The organism is Acinetobacter sp. B51(2017) (assembly GCF_003711395.1).
Lineage (GTDB): Bacteria > Pseudomonadota > Gammaproteobacteria > Pseudomonadales > Moraxellaceae > Acinetobacter.
This window is the reverse complement of record NZ_PJRJ01000023.1, coordinates 15,797-42,615: the sequence shown is the minus strand read 5'-3', so window position 1 is coordinate 42,615 and position 26,819 is coordinate 15,797. Positions and strand designations below refer to the sequence as shown.

At 40.0% G+C, this 26,819-nt stretch carries 25 protein-coding genes; 10 read left to right on the top strand and 15 right to left on the bottom strand.

Annotated features, from left to right (window positions below):
- Positions 1–388 precede the first annotated feature (388 nt).
- Positions 389–658 carry a hypothetical protein gene (locus CYK47_RS11295; RefSeq protein WP_122901829.1) on the bottom strand — a complete coding sequence of 90 codons (270 nt, stop codon included), beginning with the start codon at positions 656–658 and terminating at the stop codon, positions 389–391.
- Between the two features lie 207 nt (positions 659–865).
- Between CYK47_RS11295 and CYK47_RS11290 the strand changes: the two genes are divergently transcribed.
- A complete protein-coding gene (locus tag CYK47_RS11290) occupies positions 866–1,498 on the top strand; it encodes a YczE/YyaS/YitT family protein (protein ID WP_122901827.1) in 633 nt (210 codons plus the stop codon).
- 409 nt (positions 1,499–1,907) lie between these two features.
- Here CYK47_RS11290 and tyrS read toward each other — a convergent pair whose 3' ends face one another.
- Positions 1,908–3,140 carry a tyrosine--tRNA ligase gene (gene tyrS / locus CYK47_RS11285; protein WP_171407320.1) on the bottom strand — a complete coding sequence of 411 codons (1,233 nt, stop codon included), beginning with the start codon at positions 3,138–3,140 and terminating at the stop codon, positions 1,908–1,910.
- Between the two features lie 63 nt (positions 3,141–3,203).
- Here tyrS and CYK47_RS11280 point away from each other — a divergent pair, with 63 nt between their 5' ends.
- Complete coding sequence (locus CYK47_RS11280; protein ID WP_122901823.1) at positions 3,204–4,331, top strand: anhydro-N-acetylmuramic acid kinase; 1,128 nt, start codon at positions 3,204–3,206, stop codon at positions 4,329–4,331.
- 53 nt (positions 4,332–4,384) lie between these two features.
- Here CYK47_RS11280 and erpA read toward each other — a convergent pair whose 3' ends face one another.
- Positions 4,385–4,720, bottom strand: coding sequence for an iron-sulfur cluster insertion protein ErpA (erpA, locus tag CYK47_RS11275; RefSeq protein WP_122901821.1), 336 nt, complete (start codon positions 4,718–4,720; stop codon positions 4,385–4,387).
- 218 nt (positions 4,721–4,938) lie between these two features.
- Here erpA and abc-f point away from each other — a divergent pair, with 218 nt between their 5' ends.
- On the top strand, positions 4,939–6,876 hold the full coding sequence (gene abc-f, locus CYK47_RS11270; protein WP_122901819.1) for a ribosomal protection-like ABC-F family protein: 1,938 nt from the start codon (positions 4,939–4,941) through the stop codon (positions 6,874–6,876).
- Positions 6,877–7,070: 194 nt separating this feature from the next.
- Here the strand turns inward: abc-f and CYK47_RS11265 are convergent, their stop codons facing one another.
- The 5 genes from CYK47_RS11265 to dnaA form a co-directional block, all read right to left on the bottom strand.
- A complete protein-coding gene (locus tag CYK47_RS11265) occupies positions 7,071–7,415 on the bottom strand; it encodes a hypothetical protein (protein ID WP_122901817.1) in 345 nt (114 codons plus the stop codon).
- Between the two features lie 105 nt (positions 7,416–7,520).
- Positions 7,521–9,989, bottom strand: a complete 2,469-nt coding sequence (gene gyrB, locus CYK47_RS11260) for a DNA topoisomerase (ATP-hydrolyzing) subunit B (protein ID WP_122901815.1) — start codon at positions 9,987–9,989, stop codon at positions 7,521–7,523.
- A gap of 45 nt (positions 9,990–10,034) precedes the next feature.
- Positions 10,035–11,117, bottom strand: a complete 1,083-nt coding sequence (recF, locus tag CYK47_RS11255; protein WP_122901813.1) for a DNA replication/repair protein RecF — start codon at positions 11,115–11,117, stop codon at positions 10,035–10,037.
- A gap of 12 nt (positions 11,118–11,129) precedes the next feature.
- Positions 11,130–12,278: a DNA polymerase III subunit beta gene (dnaN, locus tag CYK47_RS11250; RefSeq protein ID WP_122901811.1), complete on the bottom strand. Its 1,149-nt coding sequence runs from the start codon at positions 12,276–12,278 to the stop codon at positions 11,130–11,132.
- 97 nt (positions 12,279–12,375) lie between these two features.
- On the bottom strand, positions 12,376–13,758 hold the full coding sequence (gene dnaA / locus CYK47_RS11245; RefSeq protein WP_122901809.1) for a chromosomal replication initiator protein DnaA: 1,383 nt from the start codon (positions 13,756–13,758) through the stop codon (positions 12,376–12,378).
- 649 nt (positions 13,759–14,407) lie between these two features.
- On the opposite strand from dnaA, the gene rpmH reads away from it, so the two are divergent.
- The 6 genes from rpmH to CYK47_RS11215 all read left to right on the top strand — a co-directional run bounded on the left by rpmH (position 14,408) and on the right by CYK47_RS11215 (position 19,694).
- Complete coding sequence (gene rpmH, locus CYK47_RS11240) at positions 14,408–14,542, top strand: 50S ribosomal protein L34 (protein ID WP_000831329.1); 135 nt, start codon at positions 14,408–14,410, stop codon at positions 14,540–14,542.
- 32 nt (positions 14,543–14,574) lie between these two features.
- Positions 14,575–14,967, top strand: a complete 393-nt coding sequence (gene rnpA, locus CYK47_RS11235; protein ID WP_122901801.1) for a ribonuclease P protein component — start codon at positions 14,575–14,577, stop codon at positions 14,965–14,967.
- Between the two features lie 9 nt (positions 14,968–14,976).
- Positions 14,977–15,303 carry a membrane protein insertion efficiency factor YidD gene (gene yidD, locus CYK47_RS11230; protein ID WP_122901799.1) on the top strand — a complete coding sequence of 109 codons (327 nt, stop codon included), beginning with the start codon at positions 14,977–14,979 and terminating at the stop codon, positions 15,301–15,303.
- 5 nt (positions 15,304–15,308) lie between these two features.
- On the top strand, positions 15,309–17,066 hold the full coding sequence (gene yidC / locus CYK47_RS11225; protein ID WP_122901797.1) for a membrane protein insertase YidC: 1,758 nt from the start codon (positions 15,309–15,311) through the stop codon (positions 17,064–17,066).
- A gap of 96 nt (positions 17,067–17,162) precedes the next feature.
- Positions 17,163–18,518, top strand: coding sequence for a tRNA uridine-5-carboxymethylaminomethyl(34) synthesis GTPase MnmE (mnmE, locus tag CYK47_RS11220; protein WP_122901795.1), 1,356 nt, complete (start codon positions 17,163–17,165; stop codon positions 18,516–18,518).
- 477 nt (positions 18,519–18,995) lie between these two features.
- The gene (locus CYK47_RS11215; protein ID WP_122901793.1) at positions 18,996–19,694 is read left to right on the top strand and encodes a DsbC family protein; all 699 of its coding nucleotides are present in this window, start codon (positions 18,996–18,998) and stop codon (positions 19,692–19,694) included.
- 57 nt (positions 19,695–19,751) lie between these two features.
- Here the strand turns inward: CYK47_RS11215 and CYK47_RS11210 are convergent, their stop codons facing one another.
- The 4 genes from CYK47_RS11210 to CYK47_RS11195 all read right to left on the bottom strand — a co-directional run bounded on the left by CYK47_RS11210 (position 19,752) and on the right by CYK47_RS11195 (position 23,281).
- Positions 19,752–20,003: a GlsB/YeaQ/YmgE family stress response membrane protein gene (locus CYK47_RS11210; protein WP_122901790.1), complete on the bottom strand. Its 252-nt coding sequence runs from the start codon at positions 20,001–20,003 to the stop codon at positions 19,752–19,754.
- Positions 20,004–20,179: 176 nt separating this feature from the next.
- Entirely contained in the window at positions 20,180–20,707 is a 528-nt protein-coding gene (gene hpt / locus CYK47_RS11205; protein WP_122901788.1) for a hypoxanthine phosphoribosyltransferase, read from the bottom strand.
- A 149-nt stretch (positions 20,708–20,856) separates the two neighbouring features.
- Complete coding sequence (gene guaD, locus CYK47_RS11200; protein WP_122901786.1) at positions 20,857–22,170, bottom strand: guanine deaminase; 1,314 nt, start codon at positions 22,168–22,170, stop codon at positions 20,857–20,859.
- Positions 22,171–22,222: 52 nt separating this feature from the next.
- Entirely contained in the window at positions 22,223–23,281 is a 1,059-nt protein-coding gene (locus tag CYK47_RS11195) for a Rieske 2Fe-2S domain-containing protein (protein ID WP_122901784.1), read from the bottom strand.
- Positions 23,282–23,419: 138 nt separating this feature from the next.
- Between CYK47_RS11195 and CYK47_RS11190 the strand changes: the two genes are divergently transcribed.
- A complete protein-coding gene (locus tag CYK47_RS11190) occupies positions 23,420–23,893 on the top strand; it encodes a hypothetical protein (protein WP_122901782.1) in 474 nt (157 codons plus the stop codon).
- A 29-nt stretch (positions 23,894–23,922) separates the two neighbouring features.
- Here CYK47_RS11190 and CYK47_RS11185 read toward each other — a convergent pair whose 3' ends face one another.
- The 3 genes from CYK47_RS11185 to CYK47_RS11175 all read right to left on the bottom strand — a co-directional run bounded on the left by CYK47_RS11185 (position 23,923) and on the right by CYK47_RS11175 (position 26,576).
- A complete protein-coding gene (locus CYK47_RS11185; RefSeq protein WP_122901779.1) occupies positions 23,923–25,089 on the bottom strand; it encodes a glutathionylspermidine synthase family protein in 1,167 nt (388 codons plus the stop codon).
- Between the two features lie 3 nt (positions 25,090–25,092).
- On the bottom strand, positions 25,093–25,470 hold the full coding sequence (locus CYK47_RS11180; RefSeq protein ID WP_122901777.1) for a hypothetical protein: 378 nt from the start codon (positions 25,468–25,470) through the stop codon (positions 25,093–25,095).
- Between the two features lie 146 nt (positions 25,471–25,616).
- Positions 25,617–26,576, bottom strand: a complete 960-nt coding sequence (locus tag CYK47_RS11175; RefSeq protein ID WP_122901776.1) for a TerC family protein — start codon at positions 26,574–26,576, stop codon at positions 25,617–25,619.
- Between the last annotated feature and the right edge of the window lie 243 nt (positions 26,577–26,819).

Genomic DNA, 26,819 nt, shown 5'->3' with positions numbered 1-26,819 from the left:
CAATTACTGACAAAAAATTTGCTCAAATAAACTTCGAGAAATTCTTACCAATTATCAATGAAAATATATTCGATTGATCAACCAGTAAAAATCCACACAAGTTGTTCTTCATAATCTCTTAATGATTAACTTTATAGCTCGTCGCTAAAAAGTTAAAACACATTAAAACTCAATAATTTAACACTTGATGCTAAATCTATTTCGCTTTACTGCGTCGGTATGCAGGCCATTATAGGGTGTTTTTTTTGCTTAGCAAGCGCTATTTATAAAATAATATTATGAATGTTTATTTTTTAATCTAAAACGATTAAAAATACTGTTTTTAGGCAATTTTATAAGTCATTTAGCTTTAAAAAACTGAAAAATAGTATCTTTTAATCCTATTTATTTAGTTTTTAACTAAATGTGCCATGACTTCTAATAGCATCTCTTGCTTACCTTGATAATCTTCCGCCATACAAAGTATTTTGGCACGTTTAGGCAAATACTCTTGAACTAATGCAAATAATAAATACAAAGCGGCGATATCTAATTGCTTAAAATAGGCTAAGACTTGCTGATATTGTTGTTGCTTGATCTTCTTGGGTTGGTGTTCAAATAGAAATTTGAATACGCCATCTATATGTTGATCGTAGTAATGTTGTGTTTGGTAATACATGTCGTGATCTTGATTATAATAATGACTTTATTATTCATATTTACTGCTTATGCAAAATGGTCATTTTTTAATATTCATTATATTGCAAATTGATGTATAGCTATAAATGATCATGCAATAAAAATAGCGCTTTTCTTCACCTTTCGCTGCATAGTACATTTTTTCATCTTTGATTAGACTCAATCTTATTTTAATTGTGCTTACCTCATGCCAACTCAACTTTTACTGCGTTTAAGTATATTGCTCTGTGGTTTAATCCTGCTTGCCTTCGCGGTTGCCATATCGATTCGTTCTAATCTAGGTACATCGCCAATTTCATCTTTACCTTATGTATATAGTTTTATCTTGCCACTTTCTGTTGGCACACTCACTATTTTGATGCATGTGCTTATGATTGCGCTGCAAAAATTATTATTAAAAGATAATTTTCGTTGGACACGCTGGCTACAACTGCCTGTAGGTTTAATTTTTGGTTTAGGTATTGATCTCATGTTATGGCTCACCCAAAGTTGGTCACCTATAACTTATCTACAGCAAATTTTATATTGTTTAAGTAGCTGTGCCATTACAGCGATTGCTGTCTGTATGATTATTAAAGCCAATCTAATCTTTTTAGCGGGTGAAGGTTTATATCAAGCTTTTTCTTTACGCTTTAATTGGAACTTTGGTTCCTGCAAACTTTATGGTGATATTGCTTTAATTAGTATTGCAGTACTCAGTTCTTTATTTGTATTTCATCAAATTTTAGGGGTGCGTGAAGGTACTATTATCGCGGCAGTTTTGGTTGGAATATTGGTCAAGATGATGTTACCGCGTTTGGCATTTATTGAGTTTAAATAAGCATTGATTTTAAAGCGGCATAATGTACCCGAGCAGGGCCTTTTTTTAGACATAAAAAAAGAAAGAGATCTCTCCCAAAATCTCTCTCTCGGAGTTAGATCATCAAATGCGATCCAGTGTGTCTTATTATAATTATTTTCGTTAAATTCTTTGCTCAAAATTAAGATATCTTCCTTGAACGATATTCCTAATTTACACCCTCTGGACTGTGCTACACAGTCATAAGATGAAATCCATCCTAACGAGATTTTTATTCAAACGCAAGACTTTGGAAAAATTTAAACCTTGTTTTTATAAGGTTTTTTTTGAATTTGCTTATTTGTAATATAAATATAAAACTTTAGTTATAAAAAAAGCAGACCAAAGTCTGCTTTTTTTCAATAACTTAAAACAACTTAAGCGTTAAGTCTTAGTCAACAAAAGTGACTTTAGCAATGGCTTTTTTACTGGCTTGCACAATTAAAGTTGCTTTTTCTTTCACCGAATAACTGGTATCGACTGGCTGCCAGTCTACTTTCACCGCACCGCGACCTAAAGCATCTTTGGCTTGTGCTGAGTTTTTCACCAAACCTGCTTCACGTAAAATTGAAGTAATGAATAATTCACCACCAAATTCAGACAATGAAATCGTGATTTCTGGCGTACCTTCAGGCAATTCACCTTCAGTAATAATATTACCCGCACCTTTATGTGCATTGGCAGCAGCTTCCGCACCGTGGAATCGTTCAACCAATTCAAGGGCAAGAATCTTTTTCACTTCTTGTGGGTTACGACCTTCAGCCACTTCTTTTAATAGCTGTTGAATTTCTTCAATTGATTTAAAGCTTAATAGATCAAAGTAACGTTCAATTAAGGCATCTGGCATTGAAAGTACTTTTTGGTACATCGCGCCTGGTGCATCAAACACTGCAATATAGTTACCTAAAGATTTAGACATCTTATTCACGCCATCTAAACCTTCAAGAATTGGCACAGTAATACACACTTGTGCTTCTTGGTCATAACGACCTTGTAAGGTACGACCCATCAATAGGTTAAAGGTTTGGTCTGTACCACCAAGCTCAACATCTGCTTCTAAAGCCACAGAGTCATAGCCTTGTACCAATGGATACAAGAATTCGTGAATAGCGATTGGCTGATGGTTGTTATAACGCTTAGTAAAGTCATCACGTTCTAACATACGCGCCACAGTTTGCTGTGAAGCCAATTGAATTAAATCAGCCGCAGATTTTTGACCAAACCATTCAGAGTTAAATACCACTTTGGTTTTAGCAGGATCAAGAATTTTAAACACTTGTTCTTGATAGGTTTTCGCATTTTCTAACACTTTTTCACGCGACAATGGCGGACGTGTTGCGCTTTTACCAGTTGGGTCACCAATCATGGCAGTATAGTCACCGATCAAGAAATACACTTCATGACCAAGATCTTGGAATACTTTTAATTTATTAATTAAAACCGTGTGACCTAAGTGTAAGTCAGGTGCTGTCGGGTCAAAACCCGCTTTAATTTTTAATGGACGGTTCTGTTTTAATTTCTTTAGAAGATCTTCTTCAGAAATAATTTCGTGGGTGCCTCGTTGGATGAGGGCAAGTTGTTCTTCAGCCGGCAGGAAATTTGACATCACAAAATCCAAATAGATCAGTTATACAATTTGTGCGATATACTAACACTTTTTCAGCATCTTGCAGGCTTTAGAATAATCATGACAGCGATCTATATTGGGGTAATGACCGGCACAAGTATGGATGGTGTCGACATTGTTGCTGCTTCTTTTGATCCTCTGCAACTTCATGCCACCTTAACTTTGCCTTTTGATCCAGATCTACGTGATGAACTTATGGCACTCACTTTACCTGACGACAACGAAATTGATCGTATGGGGAAAGCCGATGTCGCGCTCGCACAAATGATTGGTCATGGCATTAATCAACTGATTCAAGACAATAATTTAGATAAAACCCAAATTAAAGCCATCGGCTCACACGGACAAACTATTCGTCATCGTCCTGAACACGGCTTTACCTTACAAATTGGCGACCCGAATATCATTACCGAAATCACGCAAATTCCGGTGATTTCTGATTTCCGCCGTCGTGATATGGCCGCAGGCGGTCAAGGTGCACCTTTAGTTCCGGCTTTCCATCAAGATATTTTCCAACATGAATCGATTCATCGCGTGATTTTAAACTTGGGCGGCATTGCTAATGTGAGTATGTTACCTGCCGGTCAACCAGACCAAGTATTTGGTTTTGATACAGGCCCTGCCAATATTCTCATGGACGCATGGTGTCATCGTTATACCGGTCAACCCTATGATGAAAATGGCAATTGGGCAGCCTATGGCACGCCTATTCGTAGCTTGCTAGACCGTTTACAAGAACATGAATTTTTCTCAAAAGAACCACCCAAAAGCACCGGTCGTGAAGACTTTAATTTAGAGTGGTTAGATGAGCAAATTTTAGATTGGCGCAGCAGTTTAGAATATGACGAGCTTGAAGATACGCCTGAAAACATACAAGCAACCTTAATGAAACTCACCACACGCGCCATTAAAAAAGCCATTTATCGTTCTGACATGCCAACTGGTGAAGTATATGTCTGTGGGGGTGGCGCCTATAACTCACATTTACTGGAACAATTGCGTTGGCGTTTACGTAAACATCAATGGACAGTGCAAACCACAGCAGACTTAGGTTTAAGCCCAACTTGGGTCGAAGCGACTGCTTTTGCTTGGCTCGCGATGCGTTTTGTTAACCAATTAAGTGGTAATTTACCTGCTGTAACCGGTGCTCATGGCTACCGTGTTTTAGGCACTATGACCTACGTGTGATTTTTAAAGCATAAAAAAAGCCCCAGATTCGGGGCTTTTTTTGATCGCAATCTTTAGATTGAGAAAGAAGAACCACAACCACAGGTTGTTGTCGCATTTGGGTTTTGCACCACAAAGCGCGAACCTTCTAAACCTTCAATATAATCAACAACAGATCCAACTAAATATTGGTAACTTAAAGAGTCAACCAACATTTTGACATCGCCATTTACAAACTCTGCATCATCTTCATTTTGGCTTTCAGCAAAGTTAAAGCCATAAGAGAAACCTGAACAACCACCACCTGTTACATAGACACGTAACATTAAATCTTGGTTGCCTTCGCTCTCACGCAATTGGCGAACTTTGTTCGCAGCACTATCCGTCAGCTCAAGCGCTTGATCAGTCATGGGGAGATTCCTCTAGTTAATCTGGTGGTCTTATGCGGCTAAGACAATTATGCAGTATAGCATAATCAATATATGGGGCACTTTTGAAGCTTTAAAGTGCTTAAAGTTGAGCTATTTTATCAAGTTTATTTTTCGAACAATATCAAAATTGCTTAGGTTTTGGCTTTTTTCTAATTTCCATTAGAATGAGGCATATTTTTTCTCTGTTCGATAATTTCATGATTCAGTTAGAGCAACTTTCTTTACGTCGCGGTGGACGTGTTCTTTTTCAAAAAGCGTCTATGCAATTGCATCCCGGTTGGAAAATTGGTTTAACAGGGGTCAATGGCGCTGGTAAATCGACTTTATTCTCTGCCCTACTCGGTGGTATGGAATCCGATAGCGGTAGTTTAACTCGTCCATCGGTATGGACAGTTGCGCATATGGCGCAGGAAATCAAGGCGCTCGATATGAAAGCCATTGATTTTGTATTGTCAGGGGATGAGGAATATTGGGATATTCAACATAAATTGGCTCATCCTGAACAGTTAAATAATGATGAAATGGCGCATCTGTATGGCCGTTTTGATGAAATTAATGGTTATTCAGCACCGTCTAAAGCATCACAACTCATGGCAGGTTTGGGTTTCTTTGAACATCAGTCTAATCTTGATGTGTCAAGTTTTTCAGGCGGTTGGCGTATGCGTTTGAATTTGGCGCGTACCTTAATGAGCCGTTCAGATTTACTCTTACTTGATGAGCCGACTAACCATTTAGATTTAGATGCAATTTTATGGCTTGAAGATTGGCTCAAAGCTTATGAAGGCACTTTAATTCTTATTTCACATGACCGTGATTTCTTAGATGCCATCACTGATCATATTTTACATATCGAAAATCAAGAGTTAGTACTATATACCGGTAACTATTCAACTTTTGAACGTACTCGTAGTGAACGTTTAGCACAGCAACAACAAGCCTTTGAAAAGCAACAAGAAACGCGTGCTCATTTACAGAAGTTCATTGATCGTTTTAAAGCCAAAGCGACAAAAGCTAAACAAGCGCAAAGCCGTATTAAACAGCTTGAACGTATGCAGGAGCTTTCAGCTGCCCACGTCGATACACCCTTTACCTTTAGTTTCCGTGAACCGACCAAAATGAGTTCACCACTTTTACAGATGGAAAGTGCCGACATTGGTTATGGCGACAAACTCATTGCCACCAATATCAATCTACAAATTACCCCAAATAGCCGTATTGGTTTATTGGGTATGAATGGTGCAGGTAAATCTACCTTAATTAAATCATTAGTAGGTGATTTACCCTTATTACGTGGCGAACGTAAAGCTTCTGAATTACTCAATATTGGTTATTTTGCGCAGCATCAAATGGATGCTTTAGATGGTAATGCCAGCCCAATGTTGCAATTAGCACGTATTGCCGATCCGAAAATTTCTGAAGCCAGCTTACGTTCATTTTTAGGGAGTTTTGGTTTTAGTGGCGAACGTATGGATACGCCAAGTGAGAGCTTCTCAGGCGGTGAACGCGCACGTTTAGCACTGGCTTTAATTGTATGGCAACGTCCAAACGTATTGGTACTCGACGAACCAACTAACCATTTAGACTTAGATATGCGTCATGCCTTAACCATGGCACTACAAGATTTTGAAGGTGCAGTGGTGTTGGTATCGCATGAACGTCAACTGATTGCCAGCGTATGTGACGAATTGATCTTAGTCAATAATGGTCGTTGCCGTGAGTTTGATGGTGACTTAGTTGCCTATGCCGAATGGTTACGTCAAGCACGTCTTGAGATGATGAAAAATGCAAATATTCCTACTGCACCTGTCACTTCACAAGTCGCTGATAAACCTACCATCTCTAAACTTGATAAAGAAGCACAGCGTAAATTGGCTGCACAGCGTCGTGAGCAAACGCGTCCAATTCGTAAAAATATCGAGAAAAATGAAGCACAAATTGCTAAATTACAGCCACGTTTAGCCCAAATCGAAACCTTGCTTGGTGATACCGCACTATACGAAGCCAGTCGCAAAGATGAGTTGCTGAAATTAATGAATGAGCAAACTGAGCTTAAAGCTAAAGTTGAGCAAGCCGAAGAACAAATGCTAGAACTGATGATGGAACTTGAGGAGCTTGAGGCTTCATTTGAAGAATAGATGAAGATATACACAGCTGCCTAAAAGTTATCCACAGTTTAGCGCCAAATAATCCTAGTTATCCGCAATAAAAGAGCACCTCTCGGGGTGCTTTCTTATCTTTATATATCATTAAAGCAAAAGAGGATAACTCAAAAGTTATCCACAGCATATGCTTAAATCAGCTGGTTTATCCGCAGCTGCTATATCTAACCTTATTTTAAAAAACGTAATTCGGTAATTTTCCATTCATTGTTATATACCCAAGTTTCTTGAATCTTACGTCTATCCTCTAAACTAATCAGTACTTTGCAATGTTGATTATCTACATCAAAGTCAAAATCTTCTGCTTCTACATCTAATTTTTGTGGTTTCCATACCCCATTTTGCACCGCGTGTGCAATTAAATCATAACGGGTGTAATTACTCTCAACTCGACCGTCTTGTTCATAAACGACTTTAAATTTTTGATCTTCATATTGGGCCAATACATCGTAATTACCAGTAAAAAATGCATCCATCCAAATATCGCGAATGCTTTCTAATTGCGTCGTATCCATCTTCTTCACCTCAATTTGAGTCACGATTATTGACGACTTTTTCTTCAACATAGCATAAAAAAAGCGCCCCAAAAGGCGCTTTTACAATTTAACACGATGGCTTAATTAAGCATCAATATCGGCATTTAACGCATTTTCTTCAATAAAGGCACGACGCGGTTCTACATCATCACCCATTAAGCAAGAGAACATACGATCTGCTTCAATCGCATCATCAATGGTCACTTGCAGCATGTTACGGTTTTCAGGATCCATGGTGGTTTCCCAAAGTTGTTCCGCGTTCATCTCACCCAAACCTTTATAGCGTTGGATCATCATGCCACGACGTGAGTCTTGTAAAATCTGCTGCCAAACTTGACGGAAAGTAGATACTTGAATTTTACGCTCGCCTTTTTGTAAGTAAGCACCATCTTCAAGCAAAGTAAACCAGCTCTTGGAGTTCTTTAATAAACGTGCATATTCAGCTGAAGCCAATAACGTATGATCAAGCAAATACGCATGCGGTAAGTTATGCACATACACCGTGATACGTGGGTAGTATGCAATGACAGCCTGACCCTCAGCATCTTGCTTTTCAAAGCTCTCTAAAGACAATTCGGGACGTAAATTTTCTTGTTGTTTCGCAATGGCTAAACGTAATTGCTCACCCCAATTTTCTACGTAATCACGATCTGTGACCTGATCAAGCTTAAATGCTTCTAGACCCAACAAACCATCGAGTAATGTTGCAGGATAACGCTGCGTTAAACGCTGAATACTCTTTTGCGAAGTTTGGTAATCTGTGATCACAGCGGCTAAAGCTTCACCACGAATTGCTGGTGCTTCAGCACTAATATGCAATTCAAGATCATCAATTGCGTTTGAAATTAAATATGTTTCAAGCGCATCGTTATCTTTAATATATTGCTCTTGCTTACCTTTTTTCAGTTTGTATAAAGGTGGCTGAGCAATATAGATATGACCACGTTCTACCAACTCAGGCATTTGACGGAAGAAGAAAGTTAATAACAAAGTACGAATATGTGAACCATCTACGTCAGCATCGGTCATGATGATGATTTTGTGGTAGCGCAATTTATCCGGATTGTATTCTTCACGACCAATACCACAGCCCAGTGCGGTAATTAAAGTACCCACTTCAGCTGAGGAAATCATACGGTCAAAACGCGCACGTTCTACGTTTAAGATTTTACCCTTAAGTGGCAGAATGGCTTGCATTTTACGGTTACGACCTTGTTTAGCTGAACCACCCGCAGAATCACCTTCGACCAAGTAAAGCTCTGATAAAGCTGGATCTTTTTCTTGGCAATCGGCTAATTTACCTGGTAAGCCGGCAATATCAAGCGCACTCTTACGACGTGTCATTTCACGCGCTTTACGTGCTGCATCACGGGCACGCGCTGCATCAATAATTTTGCCAGCAATTGATTTAGCTGCTTGCGGATTTTCTAATAAGTATTCAGAGAATGACTTATTCATCGCCTGTTCAACCGCTGTTTTCACTTCACTTGAAACCAATTTTTCTTTGGTTTGTGAAGAGAATTTTGGATCAGGTACTTTCACTGATACAATTGCAGTTAAACCTTCACGCGCATCATCACCAGAAACGGCAACTTTCTCTTTTTTGAGTAAGTTTTCGTTTTCCATATAGCTGTTTAAGCCACGGGTTAATGCCGCACGGAAACCAGCTAAATGCGTGCCGCCATCTTTTTGCGGAATATTATTAGTAAAGCAGCGTACATTTTCTTGATATGAATCATTCCATTGCAAAGCAACTTCAACACCAATGCCGTTTTCAGCTTGGGTGGTGAAGTGGAAGATTTCGTTCAGATGAGTTTTGCCTTGGTTAATGTATTTAACAAACTCAGATAAACCACCCGCAAAGTCAAATACGTGTTCTACATTAATACGCTCATCGCGTAAAACGATACGGACACCCGCATTTAAGAATGAAAGTTCACGTAAACGACGCGCTAAAATGTCTACACTAAAAATGGTTTGGCTAAAGGTTTCAGCACTTGGCCAAAAACGTACACGAGTACCCGTTTTTTCGGTTTCGCCAATCACAGTTAATGGAAATTGTGAATCACCATGACGGTATTCTTGCTGGTGAATTTTACCAGCACGATGAATAGTGAGTTCAAGTTTTTCTGATAATGCGTTTACAACAGAAACACCTACACCGTGTAGACCACCAGATACTTTATAGCTGTTATCGTCAAACTTACCGCCAGCATGCAGAATCGTTAAGATCACTTCTGCAGCAGACACACCTTCTTCAGGGTGAATATCGGTTGGAATACCACGACCGTTGTCGGCAACAGATACCGATTCATCTTCGTGAATAGTCACTAAAATTTCGTCACAGTGACCTGCCAAGGCTTCGTCAATTGAGTTATCAACGACCTCAAACACCATATGGTGTAAGCCTGTACCATCGTCTGTATCACCAATATACATGCCAGGACGTTTACGAACCGCGTCGAGGCCACGTAATACCTTGATACTAGAGGAATCATAAGCCTTTTCAATGGTTTGTTCTGTAGTAGAGACAGATTGATCTTCTGAACTCATGGTTTCTCCCTAGTGAAAAAATAGGTCTATCCAAAGATGGTTAAATCATTGTGTGACAAGGCGAACCTCACCGTTTTCAACTTTGAATAATTGATAAGAAATAGACAAATCATGTAAGTGCGTTTGCACTGCCTCATGGTCTAAAGTGGTAATAAAAACTTGGCTACCCAGTTGGCTCAAGCGCCCAATTAAACGTTGTTGTGCGGTTAAATCTAATTCTGCCGTCAGATCATCTAATAATACCACAGTTTCCTTATCACAAGCATGAAGCATTGCAATCTGTGACAGTTTTAAAGCAATGATTAACAGCTTTTTTTGCCCGCGTGATAGCACGACATCGGCATCACCCATCGGGGTTTTTAAACGTAAATCAGCACGATGCGGCCCATATTCGGTATAGCGTCGATCAAAGTCTTTTTGATGGTGACTGATGAGATCATTTAACAAACCTTGTTCACTATGAAAGCCAGCTTGATAATCGAGTTTAATCTCTAAATCAGGTAATAAGTGTTGTAAATCTTCAGCTAAATACTGCTGCCATTGCTCCACAATCATCAAGCGCTGCTGATGCAATATTTCGCCATACTGACTGAGCATCTGATTCCAAGGTTCTAAATCTTGCAAACTTAAATTGCGCTGGCTTTTTAGTAAGCTGTTGCGCTGTTTTAAAGCACGCGAATAATACTGCCAAGTATGGTAAAAATCAGGTTCCACGTGAAACATGAGCCAATCGAGTAATTGTCGACGTGGCTTGGCGCCATGATCGATAATATCGGTACTTAAGGGGTCAATCAGTTGCAGCGGTAATAAACGCGCTAACTGCCCTTGTGTCGCGATGTTATCACCATTGAGCTTAATGGTTTGTTCACCCGAAATCAGCTTTTGCATACCAATTTTATCGCTTGGCGATTGGGCAAAAACAATGGCATCAGGTTTGCTTTGCTGAATATAGTGTTTAGGCATATGGGTTCGAAAAGAGCGCCCTGTAGCAAGCAAATGAATGGCTTCTAATACCGAGGTCTTACCTGAGCCATTTGCCCCATAAAAGACGTTAAACGGCTGCAACTCTTGGAGTGCAACCGCTTCTAGATTTCGAACACGTTGAATATTTAAACGCGTAATATGCATAATGCTAAACGCTTAGACACGCATCGGCATGACCACATAAGTCTGATCAGGATGTGCTGTATCTTGTACTAATACCGAATGATTGGCTTCGGTCATGGTCATCGAAACGTCTTCGCCATCGAGTACATTCAGTACTTCAAGTAAATATTGCGAGTTGAATGACATCTCGAGTTCATCGCTATTGTACTGAATCGCCAGCTCTTCAGTTGCTTCATCTTGCTCTGGGTTATTGGCACGTAATTGCAATGCATCTTGTTTAAAGATTAAAAACACACCACGTAATTTTTCATTACTTAAGATCGATACACGTTGTAAAGATTGCTTAAATACGTCGTGACCAATCACCACAGTTTTATTACCACCACGCGGAATCACACGACGATAATCAGGGAATTTACCATCGATCAGTTTAGTCGTGAAACGTACAGTAATATCTGGCTGTTCTTTGTCACGATTTGGGGTATTAATCGTGATATTAAGTAATTCACGACCAATCAACAGTGATAATTGCTCATCTTCAATACTGAGTAAACGCTGCAATTCTGCCACTGCTTTACGCGGTACAATCGCTTGAATGGCTTGTGTGGCATTCGATGAAGCTAAGGTTTCACACAGTGCCAAACGATGACCATCGGTGGTTACTGCACGCAGTTGATTCTCTTCAACTTCAAGTAAAGTACCGGTTAAGTAAAAACGTACATCTTGTACTGCCATGGCAAAAGCAGTTTTTTCAAAGAGGCGTTTTAACTCACGCTGCGTTACAGTGACTTGTGTGCCCTGCGTGCTTTCTGTAGTTAACAGCGGATAATCTTCAGCAGGCAATGTCCCTAAAACAAAACGGCTACGACCTGAAGTCAGTACACAGCGTTGATCTTCAGACACCTGTAAATCAACGACTGCACCGTTCGGTAATGATTTACAGATATCGACGAGCTTACGTGCAGGAACGGTAGTTTCACCTGCTTTTAAACAAGCACCTTCAGCAAGCGCGGTACTTGCCACCAGCTCTACTTCTAGGTCAGAGCCTGTTACGGTTAAAGCCGTATTGGTCACCTGAACTTTAACGTTAGATAAGATATTAAGAGTATGACGACGTTCTACCGCGCCCACGACGTGAGAGAGAACATTAAGTAGGCTTTCTTTCGCGATTTTTAAACGCACAATACATTCCTCTAACAACTGAAGATGAAATTTTTCGATGAGTAATATGCGGCAGATAATGCCGCATTGCAAGGTCTAGCAATTGAATAAAACTTAATCAGCTTTGTAATAAACGCTGTAAGTTTTTATAGTCTTCGTTAAAGATTGGATCTTGTTCACGTAAGCTTTGTACTTTTTCACAAGCATGCATCACCGTACTATGATCACGGCCACCAAACGCCATACCAATTTCAGGGAAACTATCCCCAGTCAGTTCACGCGCTAAACCCATGGCTAACTGACGTGGACGTGCATAAATACGGGTACGTTTTGGACCCACTAATTCTTTTAGTGGAATACGGAAATATTCACTCACGACACGCTGAATGTTTTCGGTACTAATGGTGCGCGCCCGAATAGCCAGCACATCTTTTAAGGACTCACGTACCACATCCAAATCAATTGAAGTGCCTTTAAAGCGTGAAATCGCAACAACTTTATTGAGTGCGCCTTCTAATTCGCGCACGTTGGCGACCACTTGCTGCGCAATAAATAAAGCACAATTACGCGGTAAATCAACGCCAGTGCTTTCAGCTTTTTTTAGTAAAATTTCGATACGGGTTTCAATATCTGGTGGTTCAACCCCAACCGACAATCCCCAAGAGAACCGTGAAACCAAACGTGGATCAAGTTCAGTGAGCTCTTTTGGATAACGGTCAGAAGTTAAAATAATCTGTTTTGACTCATCTAACAAGGCGTTAAAGGTATAGAAAAACTCCACCAAACTCGCTTCTTTGCCTGCAAGTAAGTGAATATCATCTACCAGTAATAGATCTAAAGAACGACAATTCTTTTTAAACTCTTCAACTTTACCCTGCTGTAGCGATGTCACAAAATCTTGTACAAAGCTTTCTGCAGTCATGTACATGACACGCGCATTGGGCTTTGCTTGCAACAAAGCGTTGCCCACCGCTTGCATTAAATGGGTTTTACCTAAACCAGTCGGGCCATATAAAAATAATGGATTATGCTGCGGCTCACCTAACTGAGTAAGCACCTTACGACAGGTTTCTGCTGCCATTTGGTTAGAACGGCCTTCAACAAAAAGTGAGAAAGTAAATAAGGGATTGAGTAAGCGCTTACGATTGGCTTTAGCCGCTTCATCCTTGTCTTTTTTAGGTTTTGGACTATTCACCTGCGGGGTAGGGCTGTTTAAGGCGGCTGTGCTAGTTGCTGGTTGTTCACTTGGCGATAAAATTGCGCCAGGGCGTGAATCCACCAAAATTTCAACTTTCTGAATACGGCCTTCAGATAATTGCTCAGCCAAAATCGAGATTAATTCTAGATGGTGCTCTTGGATATAACGCGTCCAATACGGATTTGGCGCATATAGGCGCAAACTGTCTTGGGTTTCCTCTGCAACTAACGGTCGAATCCACATTGTGAACACATTTCCAGATAGCTCTTGTCGCAAGCGATCTAAGCAGTCTGTCCAAAGCATGTGAAACCCCTATATATCCGTTAACAGATTGAAAATTACCGCGCCAAGCCAAAGCGGGTCGCCATTCTAACCAAGTTATCCACATCTGTCATGAGCAATTGAGGCAATTTAGTAAAAAAAGCGCAAATTTAAATTTAAATCACAGTGTGGATAAGTTTATCCATAAGTTGTGGATAAAATATATCATAAAGTTATCCACAAATTATCCAAAAATTAAAAACATATTTATCCACAGTATAAATACATGTTTTAAAAAATAAAAAGTTGGTTATCCATAGAAAAAAGCGTCCCTAATAATAATAATATTAAATTTATAAATTTAAATTTATTATAAGCACCAAGTTTTTTGTGGATAAGTCAGAAAATCAAATGAATTTGCAATACAGAATACAGGTTATACACACACTATGAATAAGCTTGTGGATAAGTCTGTTAATATCGTTGTTGATATTTATTTTTTTAATTAAAAACAAATGTTTGAAATCAAATAAGCTTAGATAATTGCTCACTTGGTTTTTTTAAGTATTCAAAACAAAGTGGAAAAAATTACAATCTAATTACGTTACATTTGCCATTTTGCATTGACAGCTCAAGCAATGAGCACTAAAATCGCGGACCTTTATAGAAAGATCATTTTTGGAGTTTCAATATGAAACGTACATTCCAACCATCTGAATTAAAGCGTAAGCGCGTTCATGGTTTCCGTGCTCGTATGGCTACTAAAGCTGGTCGTCAAGTATTAGCTCGCCGTCGTGCAAAAGGTCGTCATAGCTTAACTGTTTAATCAATAGTTAAGACTTGACGGTTTTGGGTGTGATGACAACACTTTGCGGCTATAGCACAGAGGTTCGTTTACGCTGTGCTGCCGATTACAAAGGTGTGTTTGATGGTGCGCTTTTTAAAGTGCATCAACCCCATTTCTTATTTCTAGCAAAACATTCCGAACTGCCAAATAGCCGTTTGGGTTTAGTTGTTGCTAAGAAGAAAGTGCGCCGCGCACACGAAAGAAATAGAGTAAAACGACTTGCTCGCGAAAGTTTTCGCTTGCACCAACATCAATTAGGTTTGTTAGATATTGTCGTCATGCCCAAAATGGGAATTGAAGCAGTACCTAATGCCGAGTTGTATCAGCAACTACAATTTGCTTGGCAGAAGTTACAACGCCTTGCCAAAAAGCATTCAAAAATAGCTCCCTCCCCAGAAAAGTAGGGATGGCCAATGGTACGTCTACTGCATTGGTTCATTCGTTTCTATCAGATTGCGATTAGTCCATTACTTGGACCGCGTTGTCGTTATATTCCAACTTGTTCTCAATATGCTTTGGAAGCAGTCCATACGCATGGTGCTGTCTGTGGTGTGTGGTTATCTACGAAACGTATTTGCCGGTGCCATCCTTGGGGCGGATCGGGTTATGATCCTGTTCCAGCAAAAGCAATTCGTTTTATTTCCTTTCAGCAAATAGATTCTGATTCTCAAAAGCGTCTTGTTGCTGTACCCTTTCGTGATCGTTTATTGAACCAAAAACACTCTAACCACTTGGGGTAATAGATATGCAACAATGGGCCAGGATTGCAATTCTCGGTGCCATGTTTGTTGTCGCATATTTGCTCATTTTGGCTTGGCAAAAAGATTACGGTAATGCAGATAGTCAGCCGCAGCAACAAGCTGCCGTGGTATCGCATGATGTATCTGCAGATTTGCCAAACGGTCAGACGGCAGTTGCCGCTTCTGATTTGCCACAAGCAAATGTTACAGCACAACAGGCAACGGACACTACAGCACCTGTAAGTCAACAGCTTATTTCAGTACAAACTGACCTTTATCATCTTTGGATTAGTCCTAAAGGTGGTGATATTGTTCGTGTTGAATTACTCAATCATGACAAAAATAAAGATAGCGATGAACCATTCGTTATGCTTGAAAGTGATGACAAACGTACGTATGTCGCACAGTCTGGTTTGATTGGTCTTAATGGCCCAGACTCAAGCCGCAATGGTCGTCCTAATTATGAAGTTGAGAAAACTTCATATAGTTTAGCCGATGCTAAAGTTGGCAAAGATAAAGATGGTCAAGCAGTAAAAACGTTGACTGTACCAATGGTCTACAAAACTGCTGATGGTGTAGAGATCATTAAAACCTTTAGCTTCACTGAAGGCGAATACCCAATTGTGGTGAATCATAAAGTGGTTAACCGCAGTAGCCAACCTTGGCAGGGTCAAATGTTTGGTCAAATCAAACGTGATAACTCTGACGATCCAGGTAAATCAGATCAAGGGATCTTTACCCTTGGTACTTTCCTTGGTGGTGCATGGGGTACACCAGACGAGCATTACAACAAGTTGAAGTTTGATAACTTCAATGAAGAAAAAGTAAGTGTTGACGCAACAGGCGGTTGGGTTGCCATGGTTCAGCATTACTTTGTAAGCGCTTGGGTGCCAGGTGAAATTAAGTTGACCCAAAATGGTGGTCAGGCTTATGCAGCAAAACTTGAATCGCGTAAATCAACAGATGATATGAATATCATTGGTTTTACTTCGCCAGCGATTAATGTACCAGCAGGTACTGTGGCAGAAGTGGATGCGACGTTCTATTCAGGTCCAAAAATTCAATCTGAGCTTAAAGATTTAGCTGTTGGTTTAAACCAAACTGTAGATTACGGTTGGTTATGGCCAATTGCGAAGTTGTTATTTGTAGGTCTTGAGTTCTTCCATGGCTTAGTCGGTAACTGGGGCTGGGCAATTATCTTGCTTACCGTCCTTGTGAAGCTGATCTTGTGGCCATTATCGTCTAAGAGCTACCGCTCAATGGCGAAAATGCGTGTGATTGCACCTGAAATGCAACGCATGAAAGAAGAGTTTGGTGAAGACCGTATGCGCTTCTCACAAGAAATGATGGCACTGTATAAGCGCGAACAAGTGAATCCACTTGCAGGTTGCTTACCGCTATTGTTACAAATGCCAATTTTCCTTGCGTTGTATTGGGTGTTGATGGAATCTGTAGAGCTACGTCATGCGCCGTGGTTACTTTGGATTCAAGATTTATCTGCTATGGATCCATGGTTTATCTTGCCGCTGTTAATGGGCTTAACCATGTATATCCAACAGTCGTTAAATCCACAACCGACTGATCCAATGCAAGCTAAAGTATTTAAAATTATGCCGGTGATCTTCACAGTGTTCTTACTGTTCTTCCCTGCAGGTTTAGTACTTTACTGGATCGTCAATAACTTGATCACGATTTTGCAACAAAGTTTAATTAACAAATCTGTTGCTAAAGAACGTGAACAACGTGAAGGCTCAAGCCAGTAATACAACATTACTGACTAGCTGAATTAATCCGCTTAAGATGGTAATCTTAGGCGGATTTTTATTTGTGTTGTTAACAAAGATTTTTAGGTGAATTTTATGCAAACTCAAACCACTATTGCTGCGATTGCCACACCACCGGGGCGTGGTGGCGTTGGGGTAATTCGCCTATCTGGGCCAAAATCTTATGCGATTGCGGAAGCACTGACGCAGCAGCCGCTCGCAGCCGCACGCTATGCCGCTTTTCGTAAATTTTACGATGCAGCGGGTGAGATTATGGATGAAGGCCTAGCGATTGCCTTTCCAAATCCGCATTCTTTTACTGGTGAAGATGTAGTTGAGCTACAAGGTCATGGTGGGCCAGTCATTCAAAATGCCCTACTTGCGCGTTTATTTGAATTGGGTGCTATTGCTGCCAAAGCGGGTGAGTTCTCTATGCGTGCCTTTGAAAATGGTAAGCTAGATTTGGTGCAAGCAGAAGCAATTGCCGATCTAATTGATGCGACTTCACAAGCAGCAGCGCGTTCTGCAGTGCGTTCCCTACAAGGAGCTTTCTCAAGCAAAGTAAATCGCGTTTTAGAGCAACTGATTCATTTACGTTTGCATGTTGAAGCGGCGATTGACTTCCCTGAAGAAGAAATTGACTTTTTGGCGGACGGTAAAATTCTAAGTTTGCTTGATGGTGTTGCAGGTGCTGTCACTCAAGTACAGCAATCGGCACGTCAAGGTCAGCTGTTACGTGAAGGTTTGCAAGTGGTAATTGCTGGTAAACCAAATGCGGGTAAATCATCGCTGTTAAATACCCTAGCAGGTATTGAGCGCGCGATTGTGACCGACATTGCCGGAACAACGCGTGATGTCTTACACGAAAAAATTACTTTAAACGGTTTACCAATTACTTTAACCGATACCGCAGGTTTACGTGAAACTGGCGATATTGTGGAAAAAGAAGGCATTCGCCGTGCCATTAAAGAAATTGAGCAAGCCGATTTACTATTGCTGGTCTATGACTTAAGCCAAGGCGAAGATCCACTCCTATTAGCGCAAGAATACTTTGCTGATTACATTGAGCCTAAACGTCTGATGTTGATTGGTAATAAATGCGACTTAATCAATACGGATGCAGTGATTGGCGATTTAAATGGTTTCCGCCACATCACGGTTTCTGCCAAGCAAGAAACAGGCGTACAGTCGCTCATCGATGCGATTACAGCACATGCAGGCTTCCAACCTGAGGAAGATACCTTTATTGCGCGTACCCGTCATTTAGACGCCATGAAGCGCACACAATACTATCTTGCTGAAGCGCGTGAGCAACTTGTGGTGTATAACGCAGGTGAGTTAGTGGCTGAGTCATTACGTTTAGCGCAAAATGCGTTAGGCGAAATTACCGGTGACTTTAGCGCAGATGATTTACTTGGCAAAATCTTTGGCTCGTTCTGTATTGGTAAATAATCTAAAAGCCCTCATTTGAGGGCTTTTTATTGGGTAATGCTTAAATTTCTCAGTTTAAGCCTGTAGATATCTTGGGTTTTTTTGCTCAAACTGTGGATAACTCAAGGTTTATCCATTGCTTAAAATCACAAGCTAAATCAGTACATTTAGCAGATCTTGTGGACAACTCGCATACACGATGTTGATAAGTCAAACTTTATCCACAGGTGGGTGTTTATTTTTAAAAATATTATTAAAATCAAATATTTAAAATAATAATTAGATTGGTGTTTTAGTCTTTACTCTTGAGTAAGGTTAAGAGAAAAATCTTAAAAAATTATACCTCATCATATTGAAAAAAATTGCTGATCTCATCGTTCCACGTGAAACCTAATTGCTGTTGTGTTTAAGTAAGTTAGGCACATAAAATCGCTAAATTTTTAATAGAAAAGCGTAGAATCGAGCAGTATATAAATCTAACACTTGAGTATCTTAGATATGAAAAAAACTATATTGAGCATGTTATTGCTCAGCTTATCTAGCTTTGCTTTTGCTAATGTAAATACTGCTCAACAGAATTTAGCCAAAAACTATCCAAATCTAGCTGTAAGCAACATCGCAAACACAGAGATGCGCGGTATTTATAGTGCTGAAATTGATGGACAAGTGGTGTATTTAAATGAAGATGCAGAGCATTTAATTGCAGGCAATATGCTGCGTCTAAAAGATCAAAAAAGTCTGACTCAAGAACTGATTGTTAAAAATAACACGATTAATTGGAACAGCTTACCACTCAAAAATGCAATTAAATCGGTACGGGGGAATGGCAAACGTCAGCTTGCGATCTTTTCTGACCCAAATTGCCCATATTGTCAACAGCTTGAAGTAGAGCTGAAAAAACTCAATGATGTGACTCTATATACTTTTGTTTTGCCGTTAAAACCACAGTCGGTTGCGCCATCAAAACAAGTCTATTGTGAAGCGAATCCTGATTTTGCATGGCAGCAATTGATTGGCAAAGGTATTGCACCAAAATCCAATAAAAGCTGTAGTAATCCAATTAATGCCAATTTGGAATTAGCTAAAAAATTAGGTGTTTCAGGTACACCTGCAATTATTTTTTCTAATGGTTACCGTGTTTTAGGTGCCCATCCTGCCAGTGAAATTGAAGCAATGTGGCGTGAATTAGGTTTATAGTTGATTCAGTAAAATGCTAAAAAAGCCCTAAATTTTAGGGCTTTTTTATAGATATTTTTAAGATTTTTTACTTAACATGTTGTAAATAAATAAAATGATAATTGCACCGATAATGGAAGCAATAAAACCTGCGGCTGAGTTTTCACCATATAGACCAAGTAAGCGCCCAGCATAGGTCGCAAGCAAGGAACCTGCAATCCCAAGTACGGTTGTCATTAAGAAACCGGCTTTATCGTCACCTGGATGTAGCGCTCTGGCAATTAAACCTGCAACAAAACCCACGACAATTGCAACGATGAGTGACCACATAAGTTGTCTCCTCTAGAATTGATGATTGTTGTTTCAATTTTATCGATCTATTCTATGATTCAACATTAGTGCTCATCACTAAAGCCAAATTACGCTAAAAAATGTTGATTTTTTGTGCAAAAATCTCATTTAAAAAATAAAAAAGTGGCCTTCGGCCACTTTCTAATGCATGAGTCTTAAAGACCAATTTCACCAATAAATGGAATATGACGATATTTTTGATCGTAATCTAAGCCATAACCGACAATAAACTTATCTTCCACTTCAAAACCTAAAAACTTCACTTCAAGTTCGATTTCACGGCGTGAAGGTTTACTCACCAAAGTACACAACTCAATTGAGTTTGGTTCACGCGTTTTTAAAATCTCTAATACTTTACTTAAGGTATTGCCTGAATCGATAATATCTTCAACCACAAGTACGTCTTTACCGCGGATTTCGCCATCTAAATCTTTTAAGATTTTGACATCGCGTGTTGAAACTGTACCACCACCATAACTTGATACAGTCATAAAATCCAGTTCATGAGGTTTAGTAATAGTACGACAAAGATCAGCCATAAAGATTACTGAACCGCGAAGTAAGCCAATCAGCACTAGTTCTTTGTCGCTATTTGCATAATGTGCATTAATTTTGGCGCCAAGTTCTTGAACTTTCGCTTGAATTTCTTCAGCAGAAATCATCACCTTCATTTCAACAGACATGGGTAGATACCTAAAAAGCAAAATCAAAAATAAAAAAGGTGTTGACCTGCAACACCCCTAAACAATGTTTTAATTTTAAAGCATCTTGCCTGGTGTTGCACCCGTTTTAGTGTTGAAAATGTAACCGCAAGCGGCTAAGCGTCTTTATTTTAAGCCTGATAGACACATTGCCCAAATACGTAAGTCGCCACAATATTACGATCATCTCCCATGGTGACCAATGCAAATAAACTATCTTCTAGATTTTTAGCACGGCTTTGGCGTAGAGCTTGTAAGGCAGTGGCGTTTAAATCCAGCACGACAAAATCAGCCTCTTTACCTTGCTTAAAGTTACCCAACTTATCGTCTAAGCTTAAGGCTTTAGCACTACCTAAAGTCGCATGATACAGCGCCTCAAAGGCAGACAATTTATTGCCTTGTAACTGCTGCACTTTATAAGCTTCATTGAGGGTTTGTAGTTGGTTAAAGGAAGTACCTGCGCCAATATCTGTGCCTAAACCGACTTTAACTTGTTTTTCCCAAGCTTTGTGCAATGGGAATAAACCGCTACCTAAAAATAGGTTTGAGGTTGGGCAAAAGGCAATTGCTGAATCTGTATCATGCATACATTGCCATTCGTGTTCTTCTAAATGAACACAATGCGCGAATACTGATTTAGAACCAGTTAAGCCATAATGATGGTAGACATCTAAATAGCCATTTTGTGAAGGAAAAAGTTCTTTGACCCATGCGATTTCGTTCTTGTTTTCGCTTAAATGGGTATGTACATAAACATCTGGATACTCAGCTTTAAGCTGCCCTGCTTTTGTCAGTTGTGCTTCAGTAGAAGTGGGTGCAAAGCGTGGCGTAATGGCGTAGAGGTTACGTCCTTGACCATGCCACTTCTCAATAAGCGCTTTTGAATCGGTATAAGCGCTGTCTGCTGTGTCACAGAGGTCTTCAGGCGCATGACGATCCATTAAAACTTTACCTGCAATCACGCGCATATTTTTGCGAGTTGCAGCTTCAAACAAGGCATCAACTGATTCAGGATGCACTGTGGCAAAGACCAAAGCTGTCGTCGTACCGTTTTTGAGTAGTTCTTGAATAAAGAATTCGGCAATTTTCGTGGCGTATTCAGGCTCTTTAAATTGTAATTCTGTCGGGAAGGTATAAGTATTAAGCCACTCTAATAGTTGTTCGCCATACGCACCGATCATCTCAGTTTGTGGGAAATGAATATGCGTATCAATAAAACCAGGGACAATCAATTGTTGAGGATAATGCTCGACTGGAATGTTGGCATCTAACAAATGTTGACCATCTTGCCATGCACCAAAATAGGTAATTTTGCCATTTTGACTGATGAGTAAACCATCTTCTACATATCGCACTTGGTCGTGAATTTCACGCGCTTGGGCAACTGTATTCTGAATATCGAGGAAGCGACCGCGGATCGCCGTCGTTGCAATTACAGAAGACATTTTTAACCTGCGAGTTGTGTTTTTTCAATTGATTGTACCTAATATTGCTGACTCAAACTGTATAATGTTTACTCAGTCCCCATTCGGCTAAAATACGGCGATACAAAGTTGAGGAACGATCTGCTTCAAAATGTGCTTCCATCATTAAATCTAGCGGTAATTCTTCTGGTTTTTGCGATTCGACCATCTCTTGGTCTTCGGCAAAGATTTGCGCGTTAAAAGCATAAACAGCTTCTAAGTCGCCAGTTTGGTCAAAATTACGTGTTAAAGGCACAAATAAACGAGTTTTGTTGTGTGAGATAGGACAACAGGCATTTAAGATTTTGAGTACACCATCCTCAGGGAAATCTACGGTTAAAATTGCACTAAACGGTGGATATACTTCAAAGGTACGTTTCCATTCAAAATCTTGTGGGGCTAGATGTTGTAAGTCATGCGGATAGTTACTGATATCGCTGGTATAAACGCTCTTTAAACCATAATCTGTGCGTTCACTTTGGTATTTAGGTACCACAGGGTTGTCACGACGGGCAAAGGCTTGGTGATGCACCCAAGCAAAATGTGCTACATCAATAAAGCCTTCTAGTTGACGACCACTTGAACCTGCAATATCCACAAATGGCGGCAAGATTGCTTGATGCTCGGGTTGATCCCATGTGTCTAATACTGGAATATTGGCGCTATCAACATCACGACCAAAAATGCTCGTCCAAATCAGTCCATATCGCTCGAGCACAGGAAATTTAATTAAACGAAAGCGCTCAGAGATTTTTTTTAAATCAGGCTGAGCAGGAATTTTATTACATTGACCATCAGCACCATAATGCAGCCCATGATAAGGACAGATAATATTTTCATCTTCGACCCAACCTTTTGTGAGTGGGACACCTCGATGTGGGCAAATGTCCCGAACCAAATGAATTGCACCACTTTGCGTTTGATATAGCGCCATATTCACATCTAATAAAGTCACACGTTGTGGCTGCATCGACACATCTTGCACCCGTGCTACGGGATACCAATGTTGTGCGAGAATTTGCCAATCGCTGGCATCAAATTGACTATGACAGGGTTGATCAAACGGCTGTAGCGTCGGGATAATGGCATTCATGCTGTGTTCCTTAAAGATGTGGCTGAACACAACTACAATGCAAATTCTTTGCCAAGATAAAAGACAACTTTTGCCCTTTATCTTTAGGGCTTAAATGCGTAAAGTGTGAAAATTAATCAATTTAGAGCCAAGATTTGTATGTATTTTTGGAATAGCAAAGCCCTTGCCCATGAGTTGTCTGCCAATACTTTAGAAAAAAAACATTATAAAAATTATTATCTAATGACAGCTTTGTTGGTTTCTTTGGTGTACTACTATGGCATGTATTCACCTTACTTTAATTTAAATATTATTGCAGTTGAAGGTTTAATGACCTTAGCAATTATGGCGATCGGAATTCAAGCTGCTTATCGTGCCAATGGTGGGGATGATGGTGAACACTTTATTAGCCGTATTACTGCCTTATCTTTTCCAATTTTGGTGCAAACTACGCTAGCAGGTGTGGTATTTGGGGGCATTTTATTGGGTTTATATTTTGCCTTGAATTTAGAAGGCACCGCCTTTGACGAATGGTACGAATGGACAATCTCTGCTTTTACCCTATTTTTACAAATTTTATTTTTTAGTCGTTTAGTGTTTTATATGCGCCGTGTAGCAGCACATAGTATCTAAATAATAAGAAAGTGGCGAAAGCCACTTTTTTATTCGACAAAATAATGTGCAGCAAAATGCGCATCGTTACCAATCACCTCAAAGACATCTTCACGCAAGGACATGCCATGACATTGATCACCTACCATCCATAAACCTAAGGTCGGTAGCATGCCATCATATAATGGCGTTTTAACCCATCTTTGCATCACATAACCAGATTGATCATATTCATCAAAATGAAAACTGCCCGAAGCAGCGCCATAATCTAGATTATTTTGAACGATGTTGATATTGGCGCCTTCGCGTGACAATACTGGTTTACGTGCCCATTTGCCTTGATAATTATGCTGTGGATCATAAATATGCGTTTCAGCCAGTAAGGGATGATTTGGATAACGTTGCCATAGCTCAACTAAGAGGGCTTTATTAGATAAAAGCATTTTCCAACACGGTTCGATCCAATCTATGTTTACTTCAGGTCGAAGAAACTGGCTAAATTGTTCTTGCCATAACCATTCCCAAGGGTACAACTTAAATAGATGCCGAATTGGTTGTTCGGCTAGATCAACAAAGTCGGTTTCATCCCAACCAATGTTTTCCATAGATAATTCATGAACATTCAGTCCCGCTTGGAAAGCAGTATCCATGAGATATTCTAAATTGCCCCAATCTTCACGACCTGCTTCTTGGCAGGCAGCGAAATGTATATGTTGACCTGCGCTGTACATGTGTTGCCAACGTGCAATGAGTGCTTCGTGAATACTATTAAATTGATCACGATTGGCAATATGTTGTACTTGCTCTAGCCAATGCCACTGCGCCACCGAAGCTTCGAGTAAACCAGTTGGCGTGTCAGCGTTGTATTCGAGCATTTTAATATTCTGACCATCATAAGCAAAGTCAAAACGCCCATAGAGCATGGGACTTTGTTTGCGCCATGAGTCTTCAATACAAGCAATGGCAGCAGGTGCAAGTTTAAAATAATCAGGATAATTGCCCTGTTGTACCATGTCTGCGACAAGGTCTAAGCACATCGCATGTAATTCATTGCTGGCATCTTCAAGCTGTTCAATCTGTTGCAGACTAAACTCATAGGCGACACCCTCAGACCAATACATGGAGCCGTCGCGTGAAGCCAAATCAAAATAATCGAAGCCAATGTCACGCTGCTGCTGTTGCCAATCTTGACGCGGTGGCAGTAACACCCGTTTCATATTTTAGCCTCCGAAAGATGTTCCACCGGTTGCACGTCCAAAACCGCCACGGCGAATAGGTTTAGATTTAGCATCTTTAAAAACATGTTGCGACATAACAGGTTGATTGATATGACGTGTGCCTTGAGCAGTTAAAGTACGACCTAGGTATTTGACTTTACGGTTATTGCTATAGTACTGCGGACCAATATAGAAAATTTGATAGTTGCTTGAGGCAGTGCGATAAGAGCTGGTGCTGTTATAAGGCTCACACAGGTTTTGGTCCCAATCTTGGCTACAATAATATTGGCTGTTATAGATATCTTGTTGCAAGCGACCAGAATTACTACACGCAGCCAATAATACTGGAACTACGACCAAACTCAGTTTTTTGCTGCGCATGTATCAGACCTTTAAGGCTATTTCTTAATATAAAATGAACTTTAAGCATAGGCAGCTGATGAATTAAAGTACAGCATTTTTGCGACCAAAATATAGTAAATTTCCATAAAAAAAGCCCGACCTAAGTCGGGCTTAAATATTTTGTTTTATAGCATTTCTTGACGTTTACTATGTCGAATAGATAACCATGCTGTAATACCTAACACCACGACAATAAAGCTCAGTGAAATCCAAATTGGCATATGGAACACATCTAGCATTAGCATCTTAAAGCCGATAAACAATAAGATAATACCTAAGCCATACGGTAAATAATGCATTTTAGATGCAGCGCCTGACAGTAAAAAGAACATTGCGCGGAGGCCTAAAATTGCCATTAAGTTAGCGGTCAATACAATGAATGGATCAGAGGTGACTGCAAAGATCGCAGGAATAGAGTCGACTGCAAAAATTACGTCCGATGCTTCTACTAATAACAACACTAAAAATAAAGGTGTGGCCCATAACATACCATTTTCACGGACAAAGAATTTATTGCCGTGCATTTGCGGTGTAATGCGCATGTGCTTACGTAGGAATTTTAAGATCGCCATATCTTCGATATTGGTATCTTCTTCGTCCTGACCTTTTAAGAATTTGAAGCCGGTATATACCAAGAATGCACCAAAGATATACAAGACCCAAGAGAATTCTTGAACAAACCAAGCGCCAATAAAAATAAAGATGGTACGTAAAATAATTGCACCAAGTACTCCATAGAGTAACAATTGGCGCTGTAATGCGGGTGGAATTGCAAAGGCTGCAAAAATCATTAGCCAAACGAAGACGTTATCCACTGCCAAAGATTTTTCGAGTAAGTAACCGGCAAAGTATTCCATCACTTTGGCATTGGCGATGGTCACGCCCGCAGTCTGTTGTAAATACAGCCACAGTCCGCCACCAAATAAAGCCGCAACAGTCACCCATGCGATGCTCCAATAGGCAGCAGTTTTAATTTTAACGTCTTGACCTTGGTTTTGGCGAAAGCCTAAAAAGTCGATGACTAACATGACAGTCACTAGGCCAAAAAACGCCAAGTACAGCCAAAGATTGCCAATAGTTTCCATGTGTGTGCTCCACATCAAGCAACTGGCCATAAAAAAACCTTGACCAGTTGCTAGACACAATTTGTCTATAACAACATGATCAAGGTCTTGCCTACATGGTGATCCTAAAACGTGATCATCATGCTCAGATACCGACTTTTTGCAAAGTGTAATGACGATAGTCTGACACCTAAGCGACGATGTAGCTTAGGCTTGGAGGAGGCTACTCCCCTTGTTCAAAATAAATTTTGTTTTGAGCGAAGC